A 21,088-nucleotide genomic window follows, 5' to 3' on the forward strand; every position below is an offset into this window, starting at 1 on the left:
TTATTTAAAATAAAAAAATTGTAAATCAACAATCACAATAAAGTAGTTATTATTTAATGCATAAAAAAGAAAAAGTTTCTGTTGATTACTAAATGGTTTTGTTACTTTGTTACCTTATTAAATCTTTTACTTTTGAAAAATTTTCACCAGCATTTTATACTTCACAAACCTTATGGGTACCTCTCTCAGTTTATCAATAATCAAACTAAGAGAAAGAAAAAAATGTTGGGAGAATTGTATTCTTTTCCAGAAGGAACCATGGCAATTGGTCGATTGGATGTAAATTCTGAAGGCCTGTTGTTATTAACTACGGATGGAAAAACTAGTGAATATATTAGAAGTAAAAAAATAGAAAAAGAATATTATGTTCAGGTTGATGGTGTGATTAGTCAAGCAGAAATAGAAATACTAAAAAAAGGAGTAGAAATTAGTATTGAAGGTAAAAAATACACAACCATTCCCTGCAAAGCAACTTTAATTTCTACTCCAAATTTTCCGAATAGAACCCAAAAAATAAGGGATGAACGACACGGTCCTACCAGCTGGATTTCTATAACTATTAATGAAGGAAAATTTAGACAAGTACGTAAAATGACTGCGGTTGTAGGCTACCCCACTTTGCGATTAATTAGAGTTCGAATAGGGACAATTTTACTTAATAATTTAAAATTAGGTGAAGTTAAAAAAGTAGAAAAATTAATATAAGTTGCTTTTTTTTTAAGAAACTTCCTTTTTATTTAGTAAATTTAGGGAAACCCTAAACACCAAACTTTATGAAAAAAAATGTAATATACCTGTGTTTTTTACTGGTAGCTGTAGCTTGTTCTACATCTAAAAAAGCTGTGAATGTTCAATATAACTTAAGTAATAATGTTGTTATTACAGGAGGAGATGGTTATAGTTTTGATAAGGCAAAAGTAGTCATCGCTAAAAACTCTAGAGAAGGAATTGCAAGTGAATATGAATATTTAGATAAAGTTTATGGAAAGATGCATACTGATTGGGTTTTAGTAAGCCAATCACTTCAGTATTACAAAAAAAAGCCATTTGATGTTTTAAAAATTAAACTTATAAAAAACAACAAGGAACTTCGCGTTCATTTTAATATTAGTTCTTTCTTTGGAAAGTATTAAATATGTAACATTTCTATATGAGGAATTCCGTCTTCTAAATACGGTTCTCCAACTTGTTTAAAACCGTGTGTAGTATAAAATTTTGTCAGATATACTTGAGCAGAAATGGTGATTTTTGAAGTGTGGTACTTTTTTTCTATACAAGTTATAGAAAATTTTAAAAGATCGTGACCATAACCAAATTTTCTTTCATTCTTTGCTACTATAACTCTACCAATACTTGCATCTTTAAAATAATCACCAGGTTTAAAAATACGTGTATAAGCTATAATTTTGTCGTTTTTTTTACCAAAAATATGCAGTGCTTTTTGATCTTTAAAATCAAGATCTTGATACACACAGTTTTGTTCTACAACAAAAACCTCAGATCGCAATTGAAGTATTTCATAAAGCTCATCAAGGCTTAGTTCATTGAAATTTTTAATATAAAATTCCATTACTTAAGCACAAGGTATTTTATCAACTCTAGTACTATGTCTTCCTCCTTCAAAAGCAGTATTTAAAAATATATCTACAAAACCTAATGCTTGTTGTAAAGAAACAAATCTAGCAGGAATAGCTAAAATATTTGCATCGTTATGTTGACGTGTTAAAGCAACTAACTCATTATTCCAACACAATGCAGCTCTAATTCCTTTGTGTTTATTAGCGGTCATTTGAGCTCCATTACCACTACCACATAATATGATACCAAAATCTGCTTTACCGGTCTCTACAGCTGTTGCTGTAGGATGTATAGCATCTGGATAATCCATACTTGTAGTATCATTTGTTCCAAAATTTATAACAGTATGTCCTTGGGCTTCTAATTGTTTTATAATTTCAAATTTATAATCAGTAGCAGCGTGATCATTTCCTATCGCAATAGTCATAATAGTTTGTCTTAGTTGTGTTTGTATACACAAAAATAAACATATTGATGGTTATCAACAGTTATTAACAGGTACTTTTTTTAATTTTTTAATAAAACTCATCATATTAAGGCTTTAACACAATTAATTAAATGTTAAGAACTATTTGTAGATTTTTAAAAGAAAATTTGATTCTTTAAATATTTATTACAATACAAGAAGTTTTTTTAGATATACAACTTTATTTATCAGTTTTTGATTTCAATTTATCAACATAAAATTTACAATTTATTTACACTTAAATAATTTTTACTTATCCCATAAAATGGTTAAAAGTATGTTTATAATAGTTGTTAATAAGTATAAAATTTGTTTGATTTTAAGCTACTTATATAGCTGATAAAATGTTCACTTTTTCTTATAAGTGATATATCAAAATTTAAAAAGTAAAAAATATTGTAGCTATGAACACTATATTATAAACATCAATCTTTTTTAAATTTTAAAATCTCTTTTAATGATTATAGTATAGTATGTTTATAAGTGTAAATAAAAACTTAAACGGTTTTATCTAAAAGTAATAATTCTGTGGGTTCAAAAACTTTGACAGTTTCTTGTTGAGGTTTTTTAAAAGTAGCTTGTATAGAAAGCACAGAGATAATAACTCCTGTTAAGAATATTAAAAAGAAGATTCCTATTATTTTTTTTACTGCTTTCATCTCTAAGTTTGTTATTATAAAGACGAGTATAAATTTTATTTGTTACATAAAATTTAAGATTTATTTAACTTTATAAAACCTAAAATAGTATTTTACAGTAAGTTAAGTATGTAAACGATAATACCTTAATCCATATAAAAGAAATTACGTACCTTTGTACCATCACTTTGTGTGCTTAGTGATGTATTGTTTATAAACTTCAATTAAAAGAATAACTTAGGTTTACTCAATCTAACTTCTCTCTCCTTATTAATTATCTTTTTTTACTACATCACTATCTTATACTAAGAGATAACTCATTTTAATCTTTAAGTGATTAATAATTTAAAAATAACCATAGCAAATACAAGCTGTATTTATAACATTTATTTAATTTATAAATACCACTAATTATTTGTAATTTGCTACTATAATACTATACAATTAGACAGATGTCGAAAAACAAAAAAATTTATAAAAAAAAGAGTAAAATCATAAAAGATTTAACTAGAAACATATTTAAAATATTAAATGAAGATGCCGCTCAATCTTATAATTATAAACAGATTGCATCAAAAATTGGGATCTCAGATACCGATGGAAAAACACAAATATTAAAAAAATTAGCTGAGCTCACAGCAACCAAAAAAATTAAAGAAACAGATCGAGGAAAATATCAAATTAATGAAGATAGAAAATACCATATAGGTACTTTAGATTTAACTTCAAATGGGAATGGATATTTTATATGTGATGATTTTGAAGATGATATTTTTATACCATCTATTAACTTAAATAAAGGTTTACATAAAGACACCGTTAAGGTATATACCTATAACAAACGTGGAAGTAAAAAATTAGAAGCTGATGTTGTTGAAGTATTAGAACGTGCAAAAACAGAATTTGTAGGGGTATTACAACGCAACAAAAATTTTGGTTTTGTAATTGCAGATGATAATAAAATGTATGCTGATATTTTTGTATCACAGAACAAAATTAACGGTGCAGAAGATGGAGATAAAGTGGTGGCAACCTTAACTGACTGGCCATCAAATTCAAAAAATCCTTTTGGAAAAATTACTACTGTTTTAGGAAAACCTGGTGATCACAATACAGAAATGCATTCTATATTGGTAGAATATGGTTTGCCATATGAGTTTCCAAGAGAAGTAGAAGAGCAAGCAGAAAATCTTCCTATTGAAATTACTAAAGAAGAAATTGCTAAACGTAGAGATATGCGAGGTGATTTAACCTTTACTATTGATCCAAAAGATGCAAAAGATTTTGATGATGCCTTGTCATTTACAAAATTAGAAAATGGTAATTATGAGATTGGAATTCACATTGCAGATGTCTCTCATTATTTACAAGAAAAAACTATTTTAGATGATGAAGCTTATGAAAGAGCAACATCAGTATATTTAGTTGATAGGGTAGTACCTATGTTACCAGAAATGTTATCAAATGGAGTTTGTTCTTTGCGTCCAAATGAAGAAAAATTAACTTTTTCTGCCGTTTTTGAAATCAATGATAAAGCACAATTAATCAATCAATGGTTTGGTAGAACAGTAACCTATTCTGATCAACGTTTTGCTTATGAAGAAGCACAATCGATTATAGAAAACTGTACATTAGAATCAGTAGATACGTATACGATGCCTGCTGATATTTCTATTCTTGATAAAGAATATACAGTGACTAAAGAAATTGTAGAAGCTACCTTAAAATTAGATGAACTCGCTAAGAAAATGAGAAGTAAACGTATGAAAGCGGGTGCTATTTCTTTTGATAGAGTAGAGGTTAAGTTTAATTTAGATAAAGATGCAAATCCAATAGGAGTGTTTTTTAAAGAAGCTAAAGACGCAAATAAATTGATTGAGGAGTTTATGTTGCTTGCCAATAGAAAAGTAGCTGAATTTATTGGCCAAGAAAAAGGAAGGCCCAGTAAAAAAACCTTTATTTATCGAGTGCATGATGAACCAAATATTGATAAGTTAAATGCTTTACAAGGGATCGTAAGTAAATTTGGATATTCTTTAAAAACAGAATCCAAAGAAGTTATTTCTCAATCTTTAAATAAATTACTTTCTGATGTTCATGGTAAGGCAGAATCTAATATGGTAGAGACCTTAGCTATTAGAACTATGAGTAAAGCAGAATACACTACGCAAAATATTGGTCACTACGGATTAGCATTTGATTACTACAGTCATTTTACATCACCTATTAGACGTTATCCTGATGTGATGACACATCGATTACTTCAACATTATTTAGATGGCGGAAAATCACCTAAATCAGAGATTTATGAAGAAAAATGTAAACATTCTTCTGAAATGGAATATTTAGCTTCTAAAGCAGAACGTGATTCTATTAAATACATGCAAGTTAAATACATGCAAGATCATAAAGATCAAGAATTTGAAGGTGTAATTTCTGGAGTTACAGAATGGGGTATTTATGTAGAGATTAAGGAGAACAAATGTGAGGGAATGGTTCGTATAAGAGACATTAAAAGTGATTATTATATTTTTGATGAAAAACAATATGCTATTGTTGGTCAATCCACAAAAAAAATGCTGCAATTAGGGGATGAAGTAATCGTTAAAGTTAGAAATACTGATTTGGAGCGCAAGCATTTAGATTTTTATTTAATAGAGGAATAATAGTAAATTTTGCTTTAAAGAAGTATATTAGCTTAACAGATTAGATATGAATACTTTATAATTTATGAAAAATTATTTTTTTATTTTCTTTTTATTATTAACGGTAAATGTTTTTAGTCAGACTACCGTTAGTAAACAATTATCAGATTTTTCTACACTTAAAACTTATAGCGGAATTGATGTAGAATTAATAAAATCACCTGAGCAAAAAATTGTGATTACAGGGGATATGGCTGAAAATGTTAAAATAAAAAATGTACAACAAACACTAAGAATATCTTTTCCTTTTTTTAAAACTCCTTCCAAAAGCAAAGTAAAAGTGACTATTTATTACAATAAAGAGATAAAGGTTATTGATGCAAACGAAGGCTCAAGTATTACCGCTCAAAATTTTGAGCAAACAACGGTAACGATTAAAACTCAAGAAGGAGCTTATATTAATATGACGATTGCTGTTAAAAACTTAACAGTAAAAGCGGTTAGTGAAGGAATAATTAAATTAACTGGTACAAGTAAAAATTCAAGCATTGAAGCAAGTACAGGAGGTGCTTTCCACGGCTTTGAATTAAAAAACTCAAATGTTTGTAAGGTAAGTGCTGGATTAGGTGGTAAGGCAGAAGTATATTCGCTAGAAACCTTAGAAGCAAAAGTAAGTTTTGGTGGTTCAATTTTTTACAAAGGGACACCAGAAGATCTTAAAACAAAAAAAGTTTTAGGAGGTAGTATAGAACCTAAAAATTAATTAAAAGCTTTTTGTATCTTTGCTTTAAAATAACAAGAAATGAATGCATTAAATATAATTCTAGCATTGCCAGGTGGAGCATCAATTGCATTAATTGCAATCGCAATTTTATTATTGTTTGGAGGAAGAAAGATTCCCGAACTAATGAAAGGTCTTGGTGGAGGTATTAAAGAATTTAAGAAAGCCTCTAAAGAAGATGATGATGAACCAGAGGTAATAGATAAAAAGAAAAAATAGAAACTAAAAAGCGCGAACATTTGTTCGCGCTTTTTCATTTTATTACAATATCTATAAATCCCCCAATATATATTTATTGTACTCATCAAAAATACAACTTAAACACAAATTTTTAAAAAGTTTGTGATAGAACGGAAGTTTTTGGGACGAATGGGAAGCTCTTAGCTGATTAATTTTTTTAAATGATCAACAGGAAAATTTCTAGAGACAGGAATATCAAAATCTACTACTTCAGTTTCTAAATAATAATTCCGTGCATTGCCTTTTAGAGCGTCCATATAATTTGTATTAACAATATAGGATCTATGGCATTTTATAAATTTTTCATACGAGCTTAGAGAGTTTTCAACTTTTTTTAAAGAGACTCTAAGAACTTTTTCTTTTAGTTCTTTTGTTCTTTTATCGTAGATAAAAAAGCTTACATAATTTTTTTGCGAAGTGATGTAAACTAAGTTAGAAAGTACTATTTCTAAAAAATCTTTTTCATTCTCTGAATATATTTTGATAAGTTCAGGTGTTTTTATACTTGGTGTTAATTTTTTAATTTCTTTTGAAATTTTAACTGCTTTTTTTAAGCGTTTTTTTCGTGCAAATTTCTCATCAATAAAAACAAATATAATCACAGGGAAAAAACCAACCGCTACTGTTTGATTAATACAATTTGATATTGTTTCTAAAAAATAACCTTCATATTCCCCAAAAAAATAACTTCTATAAATGCCATTTCCTAACGCAATTAAAAAAACAGAAACAAGACCAAATACAATTTGTTTCCAAATAACCCAGTTATCTTCATTAAAGTAGGTTTTAAAAAGTAAAGGGCCTATAAAATGAGTTAAAAAAAGTGCGGTAAATGTTATGAACCCAAAACCCAATGCATGTTGAATTGGCTTATCTACCTCCTGAAAATTAAAGGGCTGGAAGATGTATAAAAAAAGAAAAATTGTAAAACCAAATCCTAAACAAACAAAAAATTTATAGCTAAAAGAATTATTAAAATAATATGGTTTTGATAACCAGGTATTTAGAAAATTCATTTTTTATATTTTTACTGCTGTACCAGAAGCTGTTACCATTAGCATACCACCATTTGGACCAACAGTTTCATAATCTAAATCAACACCCACAATTGCATTGGCTCCCATAGCCAAGGCTCTTTGTTCCATTTCTAATAATGAAATGTCTTTAGCCTCTTTTAATACTTTTTCATACGATCCTGATCTACCTCCAACAATATCTCTAATACCAGCAAAAAAATCTTTGATAATATTTGCGCCAATAATGGTTTCGCCGGTTACAATACCTAAGTATTCTTGAACTTCGTTGTTTTCAATTCTTGGGGTTGTCGTTATAATCATAATCTAAAAATTTAAGTCGTTAATTACAAAATTAGACGAAAATTTACAAAGTTGTTACAAAATAGGAAATATTAAAAAGTATAAGTTATTCCATTTTCTAATTTGTATTGGGTTAAAGGTACTCCTAGAACGGGAAGCGTATCAAATTGATAAGAAAAAGAAGTAGTAATTAGTAAGTTTCTAAAAACAGTAATTCCTAGGGTTGTTTCACTTGAGACTCTGTAATCAGAAAAGGTTTTTATTTTTGGTTGGTAATAGGTAGTATTAATGATTCTAAGATTTTTAGAAGGATATAAACCAAAAGAGACATACATATTGGCTCTAAAATCTTGATCTATTACATCTTGATGAACTCCAAGTGAATTTTCATGCTCATACATGATTAATGTACCAATAAAAAAACGATAGTTTGGTTTTTTTGAGATTTTAAAGCGTGTACCTGCTCCAATTAATGTTCGGTGATTGATAAAGGACACTCGATCCTTTTGAATCTGTATAAAAGCCTCTAAAGTAGTTGTTTTTGTCAGTGAATAATTATAGCGCAAGTGTTGAACGCTTTTATTAGTGTACTTGTTTTTATTGAGTTCTTTAAAATCAACTTCGTTGATAAGCATAAAGTTATTTTTACCACTCGTGTATTGCAATCTTAATTCATTAGATATTGCAAAAATAGTATTGGTGTTTTTTGAGAGTTCTAGATCTAGAGAAACTGTTCCATAAAAACCAGTATCATCAACGTCTTTTCGTAAATTTTCTATATTAATAACCTGTGCGTTTACAAGGGTATAACAAAAAAGAAAACCTAAAAAAAACAGCAGCTTTTGCATTTTAGCAATGTTGTTTGATTGATTTTTGAATTCTATTGATGGTTTCTTCTTTTCCGATCATTTCTATAATGTCAAATAAATGAGGTCCTTTTAAGGCGCCAACCAAACTCAATCGAAGAGGTTGCATAACTTTTCCAAAACCAATTTCTTTAATACCAATCCACTCTTTTACTTTATTTTCTGTATCGATAGAGGTAAATGAACTACAGTTTTCTAGGACACTGATTAGCTCTAACATCAATTCTGATGTGCCCTCTTTCCAATTTTTCTTAGAGGCTTTTTCATCATAAGATTTAGGGGCCTCAAAAAAGAAGCTAGATAAATCCCAAAAATCTGATACAAACACGGCGCGTTCTTTAATTAAAGACACTACTTTTTCTACATAAGCCAGTTCAGTTTGAACACCTTTTTCTGATAACAAAGGATTAAAATGTTCAGCAAGTTCTATATTTGTTTTGGTTTGTAAATACTGTTGATTAAACCAACGTGCTTTTTCCGGGCTAAATTTTGCTCCAGATTTACTTACTCTATTTAAATCAAAGGTATTAGAAAGTTCTTCTAAAGAAAAAAGTTCTTGCTCAGTACCTGGGTTCCAACCTAAAAGTGCTAACATATTGATAAAAGCATCTTCAAAATATCCGTCTTCTTTATATCCTCTTGATACTTCACCAGTCGTTTCATTTGTATAGGCTAGTGGAAAGACAGGAAAACCTAATTGGTCTCCATCGCGTTTGCTTAATTTTCCTTTTCCAACAGGTTTTAAGATTAATGGCAAATGGGCAAATTTTGGAGCATTCCAACCAAAAGCATTGTATAAAAGTACGTGCAAAGGCATTGATGGTAACCATTCTTCTCCGCGAATTACATGGCTAATTTCCATTAAGTGATCATCGACGATGTTTGCTAAATGATAGGTAGGCATTCCATCTGATTTAAAAAGTACTTTATCGTCTAAAGTATTAGTATCTATTCTGATAGATCCTCTAATTTCATCTTGCAATATGAGCGTTTCATCTTGTGGAGATTTAAATCTGATCACATAGTTTTCACCTGCCTCAATTTTACTTTGTGTTTCTTCTTTGCTTAAGACTAAAGAGTTTACCAAACGTCCTTTTTCTCTATTGTGCCAGTTGTAAATAAAAGTTTTTCCGTTTGACTCGTGATCTTTTCTATGCGCATCTAATTGTTCTGCGGTGTCAAATGCATAGTAAGCTTTCCCAGTATCTATTAGTGTTTGGGCATATTTTTTGTAAATATCTTTACGTTCTGATTGACGGTATGGGCCAAATTTTTCATTTTTTCCTGGACCTTCTTCATAAGGAATCTTACACCATTCTAAAGCGTCTTTAATATATTGTTCTGCATTAGAAACATATCGGGTTAGATCTGTATCTTCTATACGTAAAACAAATGTTCCACCGTGTTTTTTTGCAAATAAGTAATTAAACAAGGCCGTTCTAACACCTCCAATATGTAATGGTCCCGTAGGACTAGGGGCAAATCGCACTCTAACGTTTTCCATAAAAAAAATATAAAATATAAAAGGCAAAGATACTTTAGTTTCTTCCTAAAAAAAAGACAAAATAGATTGCTTTATTAGATTCTTAATGACTTTGTTCTGTAAAATGATTAATTTTAGTGTTTTATATATGACAAGGGACCAACACATAGAAAAAAAAATTCATCAGTTTGTACGTAAGTACTACCTTAATGAACTTATAAAAGGCTTGATTTTATTCTTTGCCTTAGGGTGTTTGTATTTTATTTTTACCCTTTTTATTGAGTATTTTTTTTGGTTAGCTCCCTTAGCTAGAACTCTGCTATTTGGACTTTTTCTGATAGTAGAATTGATTTTGTTTTTTCGTTTTATTTTAGTCCCATTTTTTAAATTGGTTGGATTACAAAAAGGAATCAGTCTAGAAGACTCATCCAAACTAATAGGGAATCATTTTCCAGAGATCAACGATAAATTAACAAACTTACTTCAACTTAAATCTGGTAAGCAAGATTCTGATTTGTTATTGGCTAGCATCGCTCAGAAATCTAAAGAAATTCAGCCTATACCCTTTGTAAAAGCTGTTAATTTTAAAACCAATCTAAAGTATTTAAAATATGCTTTTATTCCTGTTTTTATTTATTTTATAATTTGGATTACGGGTAATATTACCATTTTTGAGAGTTCATTAAGTAGGGTTATTCAACCAACAATTGCATTTACTCCTCCAGCGCCTTTTTCTTTTGTTTTATCAAATAAAAATTTACAAGTTGTTGAGGGAAAATCTATTAGCGTTAAGTTTATTACTAGGGGTAAAGAAGTTCCATCTCAAACTAAAATTATATTTGATGAGCAGAGTTATTTTATGCAGAACAACCAAATTAATGAGTTTGTTTATACCTTTAATTCTGTCACTAAACCTCTTGATTTTTATATAGAAGCAAACGGAATCCGTTCTTCTAACTATCGTATCGATGTGATTCCAACTCCTACCATTCAAAACCTAAGTATTTTACTTTCGTACCCTAGGTATCTAAGGATGAATAATGAGACCATTAACAACACTGGTAATTTTACAGTGCCTGAAGGGACAAATATCACCTGGAATCTTCAGACAAAACAAACTGACACTGTTTCTTTTATTACTGCTAAGGATCGTTTAAATTTTGAAAAACGCACAGAAAATAGTTTTCAATTTAACAAAACCATTTTAAGGCAACTTGCTTATGAAATAAGTACATCAAATAAAGCTCTATCTAATTTTGAAACCTTACAGTTTGATATTAAAGTCATCCCTGATGCGTATCCAAAGCTAGAGATTGTTTCACTAAGTGATAGTTTAAATGGGGAAAGTCTTGAATTTGCCGGTAGAGCCACAGATGATTATGGTATACAAAAACTTGAGCTGGTTTACTATTTAAAAAAACAACCAGAGGCCAAGCACTATGTAAAGCTAGATACTCAAGAAGCTGATGAACTTACTTTTTATGAACAATTTCCTGGAGCACTAAAGATAGAAGAAGGGCAAGAGTATGTGGTCTTTTTTAGAGCCTTTGATAATGATGCTGTAAACGGCAGTAAGAAAACGCTAAGTGAACAATTTTCCTTTCGAAAAAAAACAGCTGAGGAGATTGCGCAAAAAACTCTAGAGGATCAAAGAAAAGAAATACAAAACATTGAACAATCTATAGAGAAACAAAAAAAACAAAGCAATTCTTTAAAAGAGATCGAGCAAAACCTTAAAAACACTAAAAATATAAATTGGACTGATAAAAAAAATATTGATCAATTTATTAAGCGTCAAGAACAGTACAAACAAATGATGCTGCAACAAGAGGATCAACTCCAACAAAATTTAGAACAACAACCTAAAGATCAGAAATCAATTCAGGAAAAAAAACTTGCATTACAACAACGTATAGAAGAATTAAAAAAGCTCGAAAAAGAACAAAAGTTATTAGAAGAACTTAAAAAACTTGCTCAATCACTTAACAAAGAAGACCTTCTTAAAAAAGTTCAAAAACTCAGTACTCAAAACAAACAACAAGAACGCAGTTTAGAACGAATTTTAGAACTAACCAAACGTTTTTATGTGGAGCAAAAAACCATGCAGATTAGTGAGAAATTAGATCAACTTGCTAAAAAGCAAGAGCAGCTATCTCAAAAAAACACCGATTCTTTACAAGAACAATCACAGATAGCTAAAGATTTTGAAGAGCTCCGTAAAGAACTAAATACGCTTGAAGAAGACAATAATGCTCTTAAAGAACCTATGTCAATTCCTGATACCAAAGAAGAGCAAGATCAAATTAATGAATCCTTAAAACAGACTCAGACGCCACAGCAAGATAAAAATCAACAGAAAAAGAATCAACAAAAGGTTTCTAAACAGCTTAAGCAAATGAGTGAAAAACTTCAACAAGCCATGATGGCAATGGAAGGTGAAATGCTCGATGCTAACATTGATTCTTTAAAAATGATTTTAAAAAACCTTTTAAATTTTTCTTTTCAACAAGAAGATTTAATGGATCAATTTTCTAAGATTGATGTGACACATCCTGATTTTGGAAAAGAGTTAAAAAAACAACACACCCTTAAAACCTATTTTGAGCATATAGACGATAGCTTATATGTCTTGTCAATGAAACTTCCTGATATTTCTGTAAAAATTCAAGCAGATCTAACAGATGCGCATTACAATATTGATCAAGCACTTTCTAATCTTGCTGATAACCGTTTTAACAACGGTGTTTCTAATCAGCAATACGTAATGACCTCTGTGAATAACTTGGCTGATTTTTTAAGTGAACTGCTTGACAATATGCAACAATCTAAAAATTCTTCTTCAGGAAAAGGGAAAAAAGGAGGTAAACAATTTAGCCTTCCAGACCTTATTCAGAAACAACAAGAGTTGACAAAGCAAATGAAATCTGGTAAAATCCAACAAGAAAATAAGCAAGGACAAGAAAAAAATAAAGGATCTTCTGGTGGGGGAGAAGAACTAGATGAAAAATTATATCAAATTTACCAAGAGCAAAGTATTTTAAGAGATGCGATGAAAGAATCGATGGGTTCAGAAGGAACAAATAATACTCAAACTCAAGAAGTGTTAAAAAGTATGGAAGAGCTAGAAAATGAAATTTTAGAAAAAGGTTTTAATCCAGGCACTATCCAACGGATGGAGCAGCTAGCGTATAATTTATTAAAATTAGAAGAAGCCAGTCAGCAACAAGGTGAAGATTCTAAGAGAAAATCTAAGACTAATTTTAAAGAGTTTAAAGCTCTTCAAAAAGATTTAATCATACAGAAGTTGTTTTACAACCAAACAGAGATATTAAATAGACAATCGCTACCTTTGCAAAAAATTTATAAGCTTAAAGTACAAGAGTATTTTAAGAAGCAACAAGAGAAGTCTACTAATGATTGAATTTAATTTTGAATTTGAGTTTAAGCTAACGAATGAAGCTGATCTAAAAGATTGGATTTCACAATGTATAGAATCAGAAAATCATAGCTTAGGAGAGATCAATTATATTTTTTGTGACGATGATTATCTTCATAATTTAAATGTAACTTTTTTAAAACACGATACCTTAACTGACATCATTAGTTTTGACAATACCATGGGTACTTTAGTTTCTGGAGATATTTTTATTTCTGTTGAACGTGTTAAAGAAAATGCTGAAATCTTTAAGGTTTCTTTTGAAGAAGAACTTCACCGGGTTATGATTCATGGTATTCTTCATTATCTTGGATATAAAGATAAAACGGTAGCAGAGAAAAGCGAAATGCGTTCTAAAGAAAATTATTATTTACAGCTTATAAGTAATTGATAAACAACTAGTTAATTAAATAGTTTCACGTGAAACATATACAATGAGTCTTTTTACAACAACATACGATGTAATTGTGGTAGGTGGTGGCCACGCCGGGAGTGAAGCTGCTGCAGCTAGCGCAAATATGGGAGCTCACACTCTTTTAATCACTATGAGTCTTCAGAATATTGCTCAGATGAGTTGTAATCCTGCTATGGGTGGAATTGCAAAAGGTCAAATTGTTAGAGAGATTGACGCTCTTGGTGGTTATAGTGCTATCGTTACTGATAAAACAGCCATACAGTTTAAAATGCTAAATAAATCTAAGGGACCTGCTATGTGGAGTCCTCGTGCGCAATCTGATCGTATGCGTTTTGCAGAAGAATGGCGAAATATGTTAGAGCAAACGGATAACTTAGATTTTTATCAAGACTCTGTAAATGGTTTGTTGTTTGATGGTGATACTATTGTTGGGGTTAAAACTGCATTAGGTACTCATATTAAAGCAAAGACCGTTATCTTAACAGCGGGTACTTTTTTAAATGGTTTAATACATATCGGAGAGAAAACTTTCGGTGGAGGTAGAGCTGGTGAAAGTGCTTCAACAGGAATTACAGAAGACCTTGTAAAAATGGGTTTTGAATCTGGTAGAATGAAAACAGGTACACCTCCACGTGTAGATGGTCGTTCTTTAGATTACACAAAAATGGTTGAACAACCTGGTGATGAAAACCCTGAAAAGTTTTCATATTTACCAAGTACTCAAGCTTTACAAAAACAGCGTTCATGTTATCTAACCTATACCAATTCTGTGGTTCATGATTTGCTTCGTGAAGGCTTTGATCGTTCTCCAATGTTTAATGGTAGAATTCAAAGTACAGGTCCTAGATATTGTCCTTCTATTGAAGACAAGATTGACAGGTTTGCAACCAAAGACCGTCATCAAATTTTTGTAGAACCAGAAGGTTGGGATACGGTAGAAATCTATGTAAATGGTTTTTCTACTTCTATGCCAGAAGATATTCAGGATAAAGCTATTCGATCTATTGAAGGTTTTGAGAATGTAAAGTTTTTTAGATATGGTTACGCCATTGAATATGATTTTTTTCCACCAACCCAATTAAGCCACAGTTTAGAAACTAAGTTAATTAAAAACTTATTTTTTGCTGGTCAAATTAATGGAACCACTGGTTATGAAGAAGCAGCTTCTCAAGGTTTAATGGCTGGAATTAATGCCGCTCTAAAAGTGCAAAACAAAGAGCCTTTTATATTAAAACGCAACGAAGCTTATATTGGAGTTTTAATTGATGATTTAATTACAAAAGGAACAGAAGAGCCCTATAGAATGTTTACGTCTCGTGCTGAATACAGGACCTTATTGAGACAAGATAATGCAGATCTTAGATTAACACCTAAGTCATATCAAATTGGTTTGGCATCAGAAGAACGCATGGAACGCGTTGTAATGAAAAAGAAAAAATCAGAAGAATTAATAGATTTTTTAAACAACCTTAGCGTTACTAAAGAACAAATTAATCCTATACTTGAGCACAATAATTTAGCGCTTGTTAATCAATCGATGAAGCTTTTTAAAATTGCTGCTAGACCTCAATTATCCTTTTCTGATTTTGTTGAGATTCCTGCATTAAAAAGTTATATTGAAGCCAATCAAATTGATCAAGAGATTATTGAACAAGTAGAAATTTTCTTAAAATATTCTGGTTATATAGAAAAGGAAAAGAACAATGCTGATAAACTTAATCGATTAGAGAATGTTGTAATTCCTTCACATTTTGATTATAACAAAGTGAAATCATTATCATATGAAGCTAGAGAAAAGTTATTAAAAATTAAACCAACCAGTATTTCTCAAGCAAGTAGAATCAGCGGAGTTTCGCCAAGTGATATTTCTGTTTTGTTGGTTTATATGGGGCGATAAATTTAAAGATATATCTATATGTTCCATGTGGAACATTCTATGAAATTTTAAAAAATGACTAGCACAGAAGAACTTTATAATAATTTAGAACCCTATTTAGATTGTACAGATTATAGTGTTTCAAACGAACCTTTTTCTTTATTAATAAACAAAGAGTTTAATTTGTTAGTTACACAACCTGTTCCAGAACAGCTTTCAAAATACTATGAAAGCCCTGCTTATATTTCTCATAGCAACACCAGCAAAACAATAGTAGATAAAATTTATCAAGGGGTTCGAAAATTTACCTTACAAAAAAAGGTAAAGCTGATCAATTCATTTAACAGCTCTACTAAACTACTTTTAGATGTGGGTTGTGGTACTGGAGATTTTTTAAAACAAGCCAATGAAAACGGCTGGTCGGTGACAGGAGTAGAACCTAATCTAGGAGCTAGAAATTTAGCTTCTAGCAAAGGGATTTCTGTTTTTGAAGATTTAACAGCTTTAGAAAATCAACAGTATGATGTTATTTCTCTATGGCATGTTTTAGAACATGTAGAACAACTAGATGAATACCTTAACCAAATAAAAAAATTGTTAAAAGAAGACGGTGTTTTAATCATCGCCGTTCCAAATTTTAATAGTTATGACGCCGAGTATTATAAAAATTTTTGGGCAGCTTATGATGTACCAAGACATGTATGGCATTTTTCACAACAAGCTATTTCTAAGTTAATGAAAGAAAGAGCCATGTCTGTTTTTAAAATACTTCCAATGAAATTTGATTCGTATTATGTTTCATTGTTAAGTGAAAAGTATAAGAATTCAAAAAATAATTTTATCAAAGCTTTTTATATTGGTTTTGTATCAAATATCAAGGCTAGGAAGTCTTCGGAATATTCTTCATTGATATACCTGATTAAAAAGGACAAATAATCGTTTACGAGCTAGTTTCTAAGCTGATTAGCTTTAAAACACCTAAATACCAATAAAAAATAAAAAAACCGCTTAAAACGAAGATTTTAAGCGGTTTTTTTATTTGTTTTTTTTATAACAAACAAAATTTCAATAAGATTATCTTATATCATTAGGCAGATAAAAGATACACTCCAAAAATGGTGGTTACAAAATATACTGCTAAGGTCATTGCTCCAGCATAATCTTTTGCAAGACGCTGACCAATTAACAAAAAGATGAGAGTTAATGCAGAAAGTTCAACTCCAAGCAAAGCGGCTGTTTTTGTTCCATCAACAAATAACTGATAAACACCTACGATCATCAAAGCACTTGCTAAAAGCTCTAAAATTAAAATTGTAGCCAAAAGTAGGGGAACAGAGTTTTTTAAAGGTGAGTTTGCAAAATGACCTTTTATAAAAGATACATTTCCTTTCCAGTCAATTAATTTATCAACTCCAGATTGTAAAAAAGTGACAATTAAAAAAATCAAGATTAAAATTTCTGTTGGGTAATTTTGAAGTAGTGACATAGGTTAATGGTTGTAAGTTAGTTATTTATAGCAGGCTCTTTACTGTGCAATAAACGGGTTAGTTTTATAGATAAATCTAGTAAAATAATTTTTGCATTTCCATTTCGCTCTATATGGTATAGTGCTGAGTTTAATTCTTTTTCAATGTCTAGTATGTTTGCACTATGCACAAATGGAGCAAACTTTTTTAAATCAAAGTTGGCTGTTTTAGTTTCTAAAAAAACAAGTGATTGTGCTTGATAATTATAAAGTAAAGCCTGTCTAAAAAATTGCAAACAGTACTTTAAAAAATGTTTTTGAGTTTCTCTTCCTGATTTAGCGATGGTATCACTCCAGGCTACCAACTGTTCTATAACAGCAGCGTTTCCTTTTGCTTTAAAAGCTGCTCGAACCCAAACAATAAACCACTCTTCAAAGAGGTCATCGCCAGCATCATGATGCAAAAGATGCAAGGCTTTGTTATAATTACCCTCTGCAGAATGTGCAATTTTTATCGCTGCATTTTCTGATATTTTTTCTTTGTGTATTAAAGCATCTGTGATCTCTTTTTCAGAGATGGCTTTAAAGTAGATGGCTTGACAACGAGAAGTAATAGTGCTAATAAGTTGTTCTTCATCTTCTGTTACTAAAATAAAGATGGTTTTTTCTGGTGGTTCTTCTATAAGCTTTAGCAGTTTATTTGCGGCAGCACTGTTCATTTTTTCGGGCATCCAAATAATCATCACTTTAAAACCTCCTTCGTAAGACTTTAGTTTTAAGGATTTTACAATATCTGCTGCCTCATCGACACCAATTAAACCTTGTTTGTTTTCTACCCCAATAAACTGTAGCCAATTGTATAAATTCCCGTAAGGCTGTTCTTTCATAAAGGCACGCCACTCGGTCATAAATAATGCACTGATTGGATGTGATTTAACTTGATCGTTGGTCGTAACCGGAAAGGCAAAATGCAAATCAGGATGTGCTAAATTTGCACATTTTAATTGGCAGGCCTCTTTGTTATCAGAGGTAGAGCACAACAAATATTGGGCATAGGCTATGGCCATAGGCAAGGTGCCACTGCCTTCTTTGCCTACAAACAACTGTGCATGAGGGATGCGGTGATTATCTGCAGAACTCTTTAAGTAGCTCTTAATATATTCTTGTCCAAGTACGTCTTTAAAAAACATAGTACAAATATAGGATTTTAAATGTGCTAATTAAGGATGTCTATTCTGGGTTTTTCAATTTTTTATCCCATGGATAAATAAGTACATTTGTAAAAATTTTATGTACAATGAAAACACTGAATGATTTTAATTTCGACGGAAAAAAAGCATTAATTAGAGTAGATTTTAATGTGCCGTTAAACGCTGATTTTATAGTAACCGATGCAACCAGAATTTTTGCAGCTAAACCAAGTATAATCAAAGTTTTAGAAGACGGAGGTTCTGTGGTTTTAATGTCTCATTTAGGCAGACCTAAAGGAAAAGAAGACAAATTTTCTTTAAAACACATTGTAGATAAAGTAGAAGAAATTATTGGTGTTCAAGTAGGTTTTGTAGAGGATTGTATTGGTGATAAAGCCCAACAAGCAGTTGCAAACCTAGAACCAGGACAGGTTTTATTATTAGAAAATCTTCGTTTTTATGCCGAAGAAGAAAAAGGAGACCTTGATTTTGCAAAACAATTAGCGCAATTAGGCGATATCTATATAAACGATGCTTTTGGAACTGCTCATCGAGCACATGCATCCACCACAATTGTTGCTCAATTTTTTCCTGAAAATAAATGTTTTGGAGCCTTGTTGTCTAGAGAAATAGAAAGTATTAATAAGGTATTAAATGACAGTGTAAAACCAGTAACAGCCATTTTAGGGGGCGCAAAAGTATCTTCTAAAATTGGTGTTTTAGAAAATATACTAGACAAGGTAAATCATATTATCATTGGAGGAGGTATGACCTTTACTTTTATAAAAGCACTAGGAGGCCAAATTGGAAATTCTTTAGTTGAAGAAGATAAATTGGATCTTGCATTGGCTATTTTAGCAAAAGCCAAAGAAAAAAACGTACAAATTCACTTACCTGTTGATGCAATTATCGCAGATGCTTTTAGCAATGATGCAAATATAAAAGAGGTTGCTACGGATGCCATTCCAGATGGATGGATGGGATTAGATGTTGGTTCTAAAACCTCAGAAATCTTTGCAGATGTGATTGCGAAATCTAAAACTATTTTATGGAATGGTCCACTAGGAGTTTTTGAAATGGAAGCCTTTTCTAAAGGAACTATTGAGCTTGGAAACGCCATTGCAAAAGCAACTTCAAAAGGCGCTTTTTCTTTAGTGGGTGGAGGAGATTCTGTTGCCGCTGTTAAACAATTTGGTTTTGAAGACAAGGTTAGTTACGTATCTACTGGAGGAGGAGCCATGTTAGAAATGCTAGAAGGGAAACCCCTTCCGGGAATTGAAGCGATTTTAAATTAAAAAAAACGGAGAGCAATCTTCATATAACGAAGCAGAGTAAGCATATGAAATATACGACCTTAGGAACTACTGATATTAAAGTGAGCAAAATTTGCCTTGGAACTATGACTTGGGGACAGCAAAATACAGAAGAAGAAGGACATCAACAGCTAGATTTTGCTTTAGATAAGGGCGTTAATTTTATAGATACTGCAGAAATGTATTCTGTGCCTGCGAGACCAGAAACCTATGGATCTACAGAAAAAATCATAGGGACTTGGCTCAAAAAAACCAAGAAAAGAGATCAGGTGGTTTTGGCTTCTAAAATCTCAGGGCCCAGTGCTCATACAGCACACATTCGCAGCGACGGTTTTAGTAAAAGGGCGCTTAATGAAGCCTTAGAAAACAGTTTAAAAAGACTACAAACAGATTATATTGATTTATATCAGCTTCATTGGCCTGAACGCGGTGTAAATTGTTTTGGGGTCAGAGAATATCCCTATAAAAAACACAAAGAACATCCTGGAGATTTTTTAGAGATCCTAGAGACTTTAGATGCTTTTGTAAAAGTAGGTAAGATTAGACAAATAGGTCTTTCTAACGAAACTCCTTGGGGAACTTTACAGTATTTACAAACAGCCCATAAACATAGCCTCCCTAGAGTTGTAAGTATTCAAAATTCGTATTCCTTATTGCATAGATCTTATGAGTACGGAATGTCTGAGGTTTCTATGAGAGAAAATGTAGGCTTATTGGCCTATTCTCCTTTGGCTTTTGGGGTATTGTCCGGAAAATATACTCAAGGAAATAAACCAAAAGATGCTCGCGTAAGCTTGTTTCCAAATTACAGTCGTTATTCGAGTAAACAATCAGAAGTTGCTGTATTAAAATACCAAGAGATCGCTCAAAAACACGGGTTGAGCTTGGCAGAAATGTCTTTGGCATTTGTCAATCAACTTCCTTTTTTAACAAGCACAATAATTGGCGCCACTAAAATGAGTCAGTTAAAAGAGAACCTTAATAGTATCAATATTGTTTTATCAAAAGATATAATTGATCAAATAAATGAGGTTCATAAACTGATTCCAAACCCGGCACCGTAAGAGTGTTTACTTTTCAATAAGTTTAATAGAAGTTGCTTTAAAACGATTGTTCTCTAGTTTTCCTGTAACTTCTGCGGTTCTTATCACCTCACAAAAACCGCTATTTTTGTCATGGGCATCGCCAAAATCATCAATATGTGCACCATCCACAAAATAGGCTTTACCTTCAAACTTGATAGCCAAATCACAGCCTTCTTGTCCTGTTAAATGAAACTGACATTGCCCACAAGAAACTTCGGCAACAAAGGTTTTTTCTTTATTTTCTGAACATGCAAAAAATAACAAGACACTAAGCACTACTAATTTTTTCATCATT

General features: G+C 31.2%; 21 protein-coding genes. 11 read left to right on the forward strand and 10 right to left on the reverse strand.

Going from position 1 to position 21,088, the window contains the following annotated elements:
- The first annotated feature begins 132 nt into the window (after window positions 1–132).
- Window positions 133–705 carry a pseudouridine synthase gene (locus WHC90_RS08105; protein ID WP_188597974.1) on the forward strand — a complete coding sequence of 191 codons (573 nt, stop codon included), beginning with the start codon at window positions 133–135 and terminating at the stop codon, window positions 703–705.
- Between the two features lie 68 nt (window positions 706–773).
- Window positions 774–1,133: a hypothetical protein gene (locus WHC90_RS08110; protein ID WP_188597975.1), complete on the forward strand. Its 360-nt coding sequence runs from the start codon at window positions 774–776 to the stop codon at window positions 1,131–1,133.
- On the opposite strand, the gene WHC90_RS08115 is transcribed toward WHC90_RS08110, so the two are convergent.
- The 3 genes from WHC90_RS08115 to WHC90_RS08125 all read right to left on the reverse strand — a co-directional run bounded on the left by WHC90_RS08115 (window position 1,130) and on the right by WHC90_RS08125 (window position 2,703).
- The gene (locus WHC90_RS08115) at window positions 1,130–1,570 is read right to left on the reverse strand and encodes a GNAT family N-acetyltransferase (RefSeq protein ID WP_188597976.1); all 441 of its coding nucleotides are present in this window, start codon (window positions 1,568–1,570) and stop codon (window positions 1,130–1,132) included. The genes WHC90_RS08110 and WHC90_RS08115 overlap by 4 nt on opposite strands.
- Before the next feature lie 3 nt (window positions 1,571–1,573).
- Entirely contained in the window at window positions 1,574–2,005 is a 432-nt protein-coding gene (rpiB, locus tag WHC90_RS08120; protein WP_188597977.1) for a ribose 5-phosphate isomerase B, read from the reverse strand.
- Window positions 2,006–2,541: 536 nt separating this feature from the next.
- Window positions 2,542–2,703, reverse strand: a complete 162-nt coding sequence (locus WHC90_RS08125) for a hypothetical protein (RefSeq protein ID WP_188597978.1) — start codon at window positions 2,701–2,703, stop codon at window positions 2,542–2,544.
- A 431-nt stretch (window positions 2,704–3,134) separates the two neighbouring features.
- On the opposite strand from WHC90_RS08125, the gene rnr reads away from it, so the two are divergent.
- The 3 genes from rnr to tatA all read left to right on the forward strand — a co-directional run bounded on the left by rnr (window position 3,135) and on the right by tatA (window position 6,327).
- Complete coding sequence (rnr, locus tag WHC90_RS08130) at window positions 3,135–5,348, forward strand: ribonuclease R (protein ID WP_188597979.1); 2,214 nt, start codon at window positions 3,135–3,137, stop codon at window positions 5,346–5,348.
- A gap of 64 nt (window positions 5,349–5,412) precedes the next feature.
- The gene (locus WHC90_RS08135; protein WP_188597980.1) at window positions 5,413–6,090 is read left to right on the forward strand and encodes a head GIN domain-containing protein; all 678 of its coding nucleotides are present in this window, start codon (window positions 5,413–5,415) and stop codon (window positions 6,088–6,090) included.
- 39 nt (window positions 6,091–6,129) lie between these two features.
- Window positions 6,130–6,327: a twin-arginine translocase TatA/TatE family subunit gene (tatA, locus tag WHC90_RS08140; RefSeq protein WP_188597981.1), complete on the forward strand. Its 198-nt coding sequence runs from the start codon at window positions 6,130–6,132 to the stop codon at window positions 6,325–6,327.
- A gap of 161 nt (window positions 6,328–6,488) precedes the next feature.
- On the opposite strand, the gene WHC90_RS08145 is transcribed toward tatA, so the two are convergent.
- From WHC90_RS08145 to gltX, 4 genes are all read right to left on the reverse strand, one after another.
- On the reverse strand, window positions 6,489–7,364 hold the full coding sequence (locus tag WHC90_RS08145) for a LytTR family DNA-binding domain-containing protein (protein ID WP_188597982.1): 876 nt from the start codon (window positions 7,362–7,364) through the stop codon (window positions 6,489–6,491).
- A gap of 3 nt (window positions 7,365–7,367) precedes the next feature.
- Window positions 7,368–7,685, reverse strand: coding sequence for a heavy metal-binding domain-containing protein (locus WHC90_RS08150; protein ID WP_188597983.1), 318 nt, complete (start codon window positions 7,683–7,685; stop codon window positions 7,368–7,370).
- Between the two features lie 71 nt (window positions 7,686–7,756).
- Window positions 7,757–8,512, reverse strand: coding sequence for a DUF481 domain-containing protein (locus WHC90_RS08155; RefSeq protein WP_188597984.1), 756 nt, complete (start codon window positions 8,510–8,512; stop codon window positions 7,757–7,759).
- 1 nt (window position 8,513) lies between these two features.
- A complete protein-coding gene (gene gltX / locus WHC90_RS08160; RefSeq protein WP_188597985.1) occupies window positions 8,514–10,034 on the reverse strand; it encodes a glutamate--tRNA ligase in 1,521 nt (506 codons plus the stop codon).
- 367 nt (window positions 10,035–10,401) lie between these two features.
- On the opposite strand from gltX, the gene WHC90_RS08165 reads away from it, so the two are divergent.
- Genes WHC90_RS08165 through WHC90_RS08180 form a run of 4 tightly spaced genes read left to right on the forward strand, consistent with a single transcriptional unit; the run spans window position 10,402 to window position 16,676 of the window.
- Window positions 10,402–13,434, forward strand: coding sequence for a DUF4175 family protein (locus WHC90_RS08165; RefSeq protein ID WP_229664891.1), 3,033 nt, complete (start codon window positions 10,402–10,404; stop codon window positions 13,432–13,434).
- Window positions 13,427–13,840, forward strand: a complete 414-nt coding sequence (ybeY, locus tag WHC90_RS08170) for an rRNA maturation RNase YbeY (RefSeq protein WP_188597987.1) — start codon at window positions 13,427–13,429, stop codon at window positions 13,838–13,840. Before WHC90_RS08165 ends, ybeY begins: the two co-directional genes overlap by 8 nt.
- Window positions 13,841–13,883: 43 nt before the next feature.
- Window positions 13,884–15,761, forward strand: coding sequence for a tRNA uridine-5-carboxymethylaminomethyl(34) synthesis enzyme MnmG (mnmG, locus tag WHC90_RS08175; RefSeq protein WP_188597988.1), 1,878 nt, complete (start codon window positions 13,884–13,886; stop codon window positions 15,759–15,761).
- Between the two features lie 54 nt (window positions 15,762–15,815).
- Window positions 15,816–16,676, forward strand: a complete 861-nt coding sequence (locus WHC90_RS08180) for a class I SAM-dependent methyltransferase (RefSeq protein ID WP_188597989.1) — start codon at window positions 15,816–15,818, stop codon at window positions 16,674–16,676.
- 151 nt (window positions 16,677–16,827) lie between these two features.
- Here the strand turns inward: WHC90_RS08180 and WHC90_RS08185 are convergent, their stop codons facing one another.
- Both WHC90_RS08185 and WHC90_RS08190 read right to left on the reverse strand, forming a co-directional pair.
- On the reverse strand, window positions 16,828–17,226 hold the full coding sequence (locus WHC90_RS08185; protein WP_188597990.1) for a DoxX family protein: 399 nt from the start codon (window positions 17,224–17,226) through the stop codon (window positions 16,828–16,830).
- Between the two features lie 17 nt (window positions 17,227–17,243).
- Complete coding sequence (locus tag WHC90_RS08190) at window positions 17,244–18,395, reverse strand: ATP-binding protein (protein ID WP_188597991.1); 1,152 nt, start codon at window positions 18,393–18,395, stop codon at window positions 17,244–17,246.
- A 107-nt stretch (window positions 18,396–18,502) separates the two neighbouring features.
- On the opposite strand from WHC90_RS08190, the gene WHC90_RS08195 reads away from it, so the two are divergent.
- Entirely contained in the window at window positions 18,503–19,690 is a 1,188-nt protein-coding gene (locus WHC90_RS08195; protein ID WP_188597992.1) for a phosphoglycerate kinase, read from the forward strand.
- A 44-nt stretch (window positions 19,691–19,734) separates the two neighbouring features.
- Window positions 19,735–20,772, forward strand: coding sequence for an NADP(H)-dependent aldo-keto reductase (locus WHC90_RS08200; protein ID WP_188597993.1), 1,038 nt, complete (start codon window positions 19,735–19,737; stop codon window positions 20,770–20,772).
- A gap of 6 nt (window positions 20,773–20,778) precedes the next feature.
- Here the strand turns inward: WHC90_RS08200 and WHC90_RS08205 are convergent, their stop codons facing one another.
- A complete protein-coding gene (locus WHC90_RS08205) occupies window positions 20,779–21,087 on the reverse strand; it encodes a DUF6370 family protein (protein ID WP_340818954.1) in 309 nt (102 codons plus the stop codon).
- Between the last annotated feature and the right edge of the window lies 1 nt (window position 21,088).

Origin of the sequence: Polaribacter pacificus (genome assembly GCF_038024035.1) — a bacterium.
In the GTDB taxonomy this organism is placed as follows: Bacteria; Bacteroidota; Bacteroidia; order Flavobacteriales; family Flavobacteriaceae; genus Polaribacter; species Polaribacter pacificus.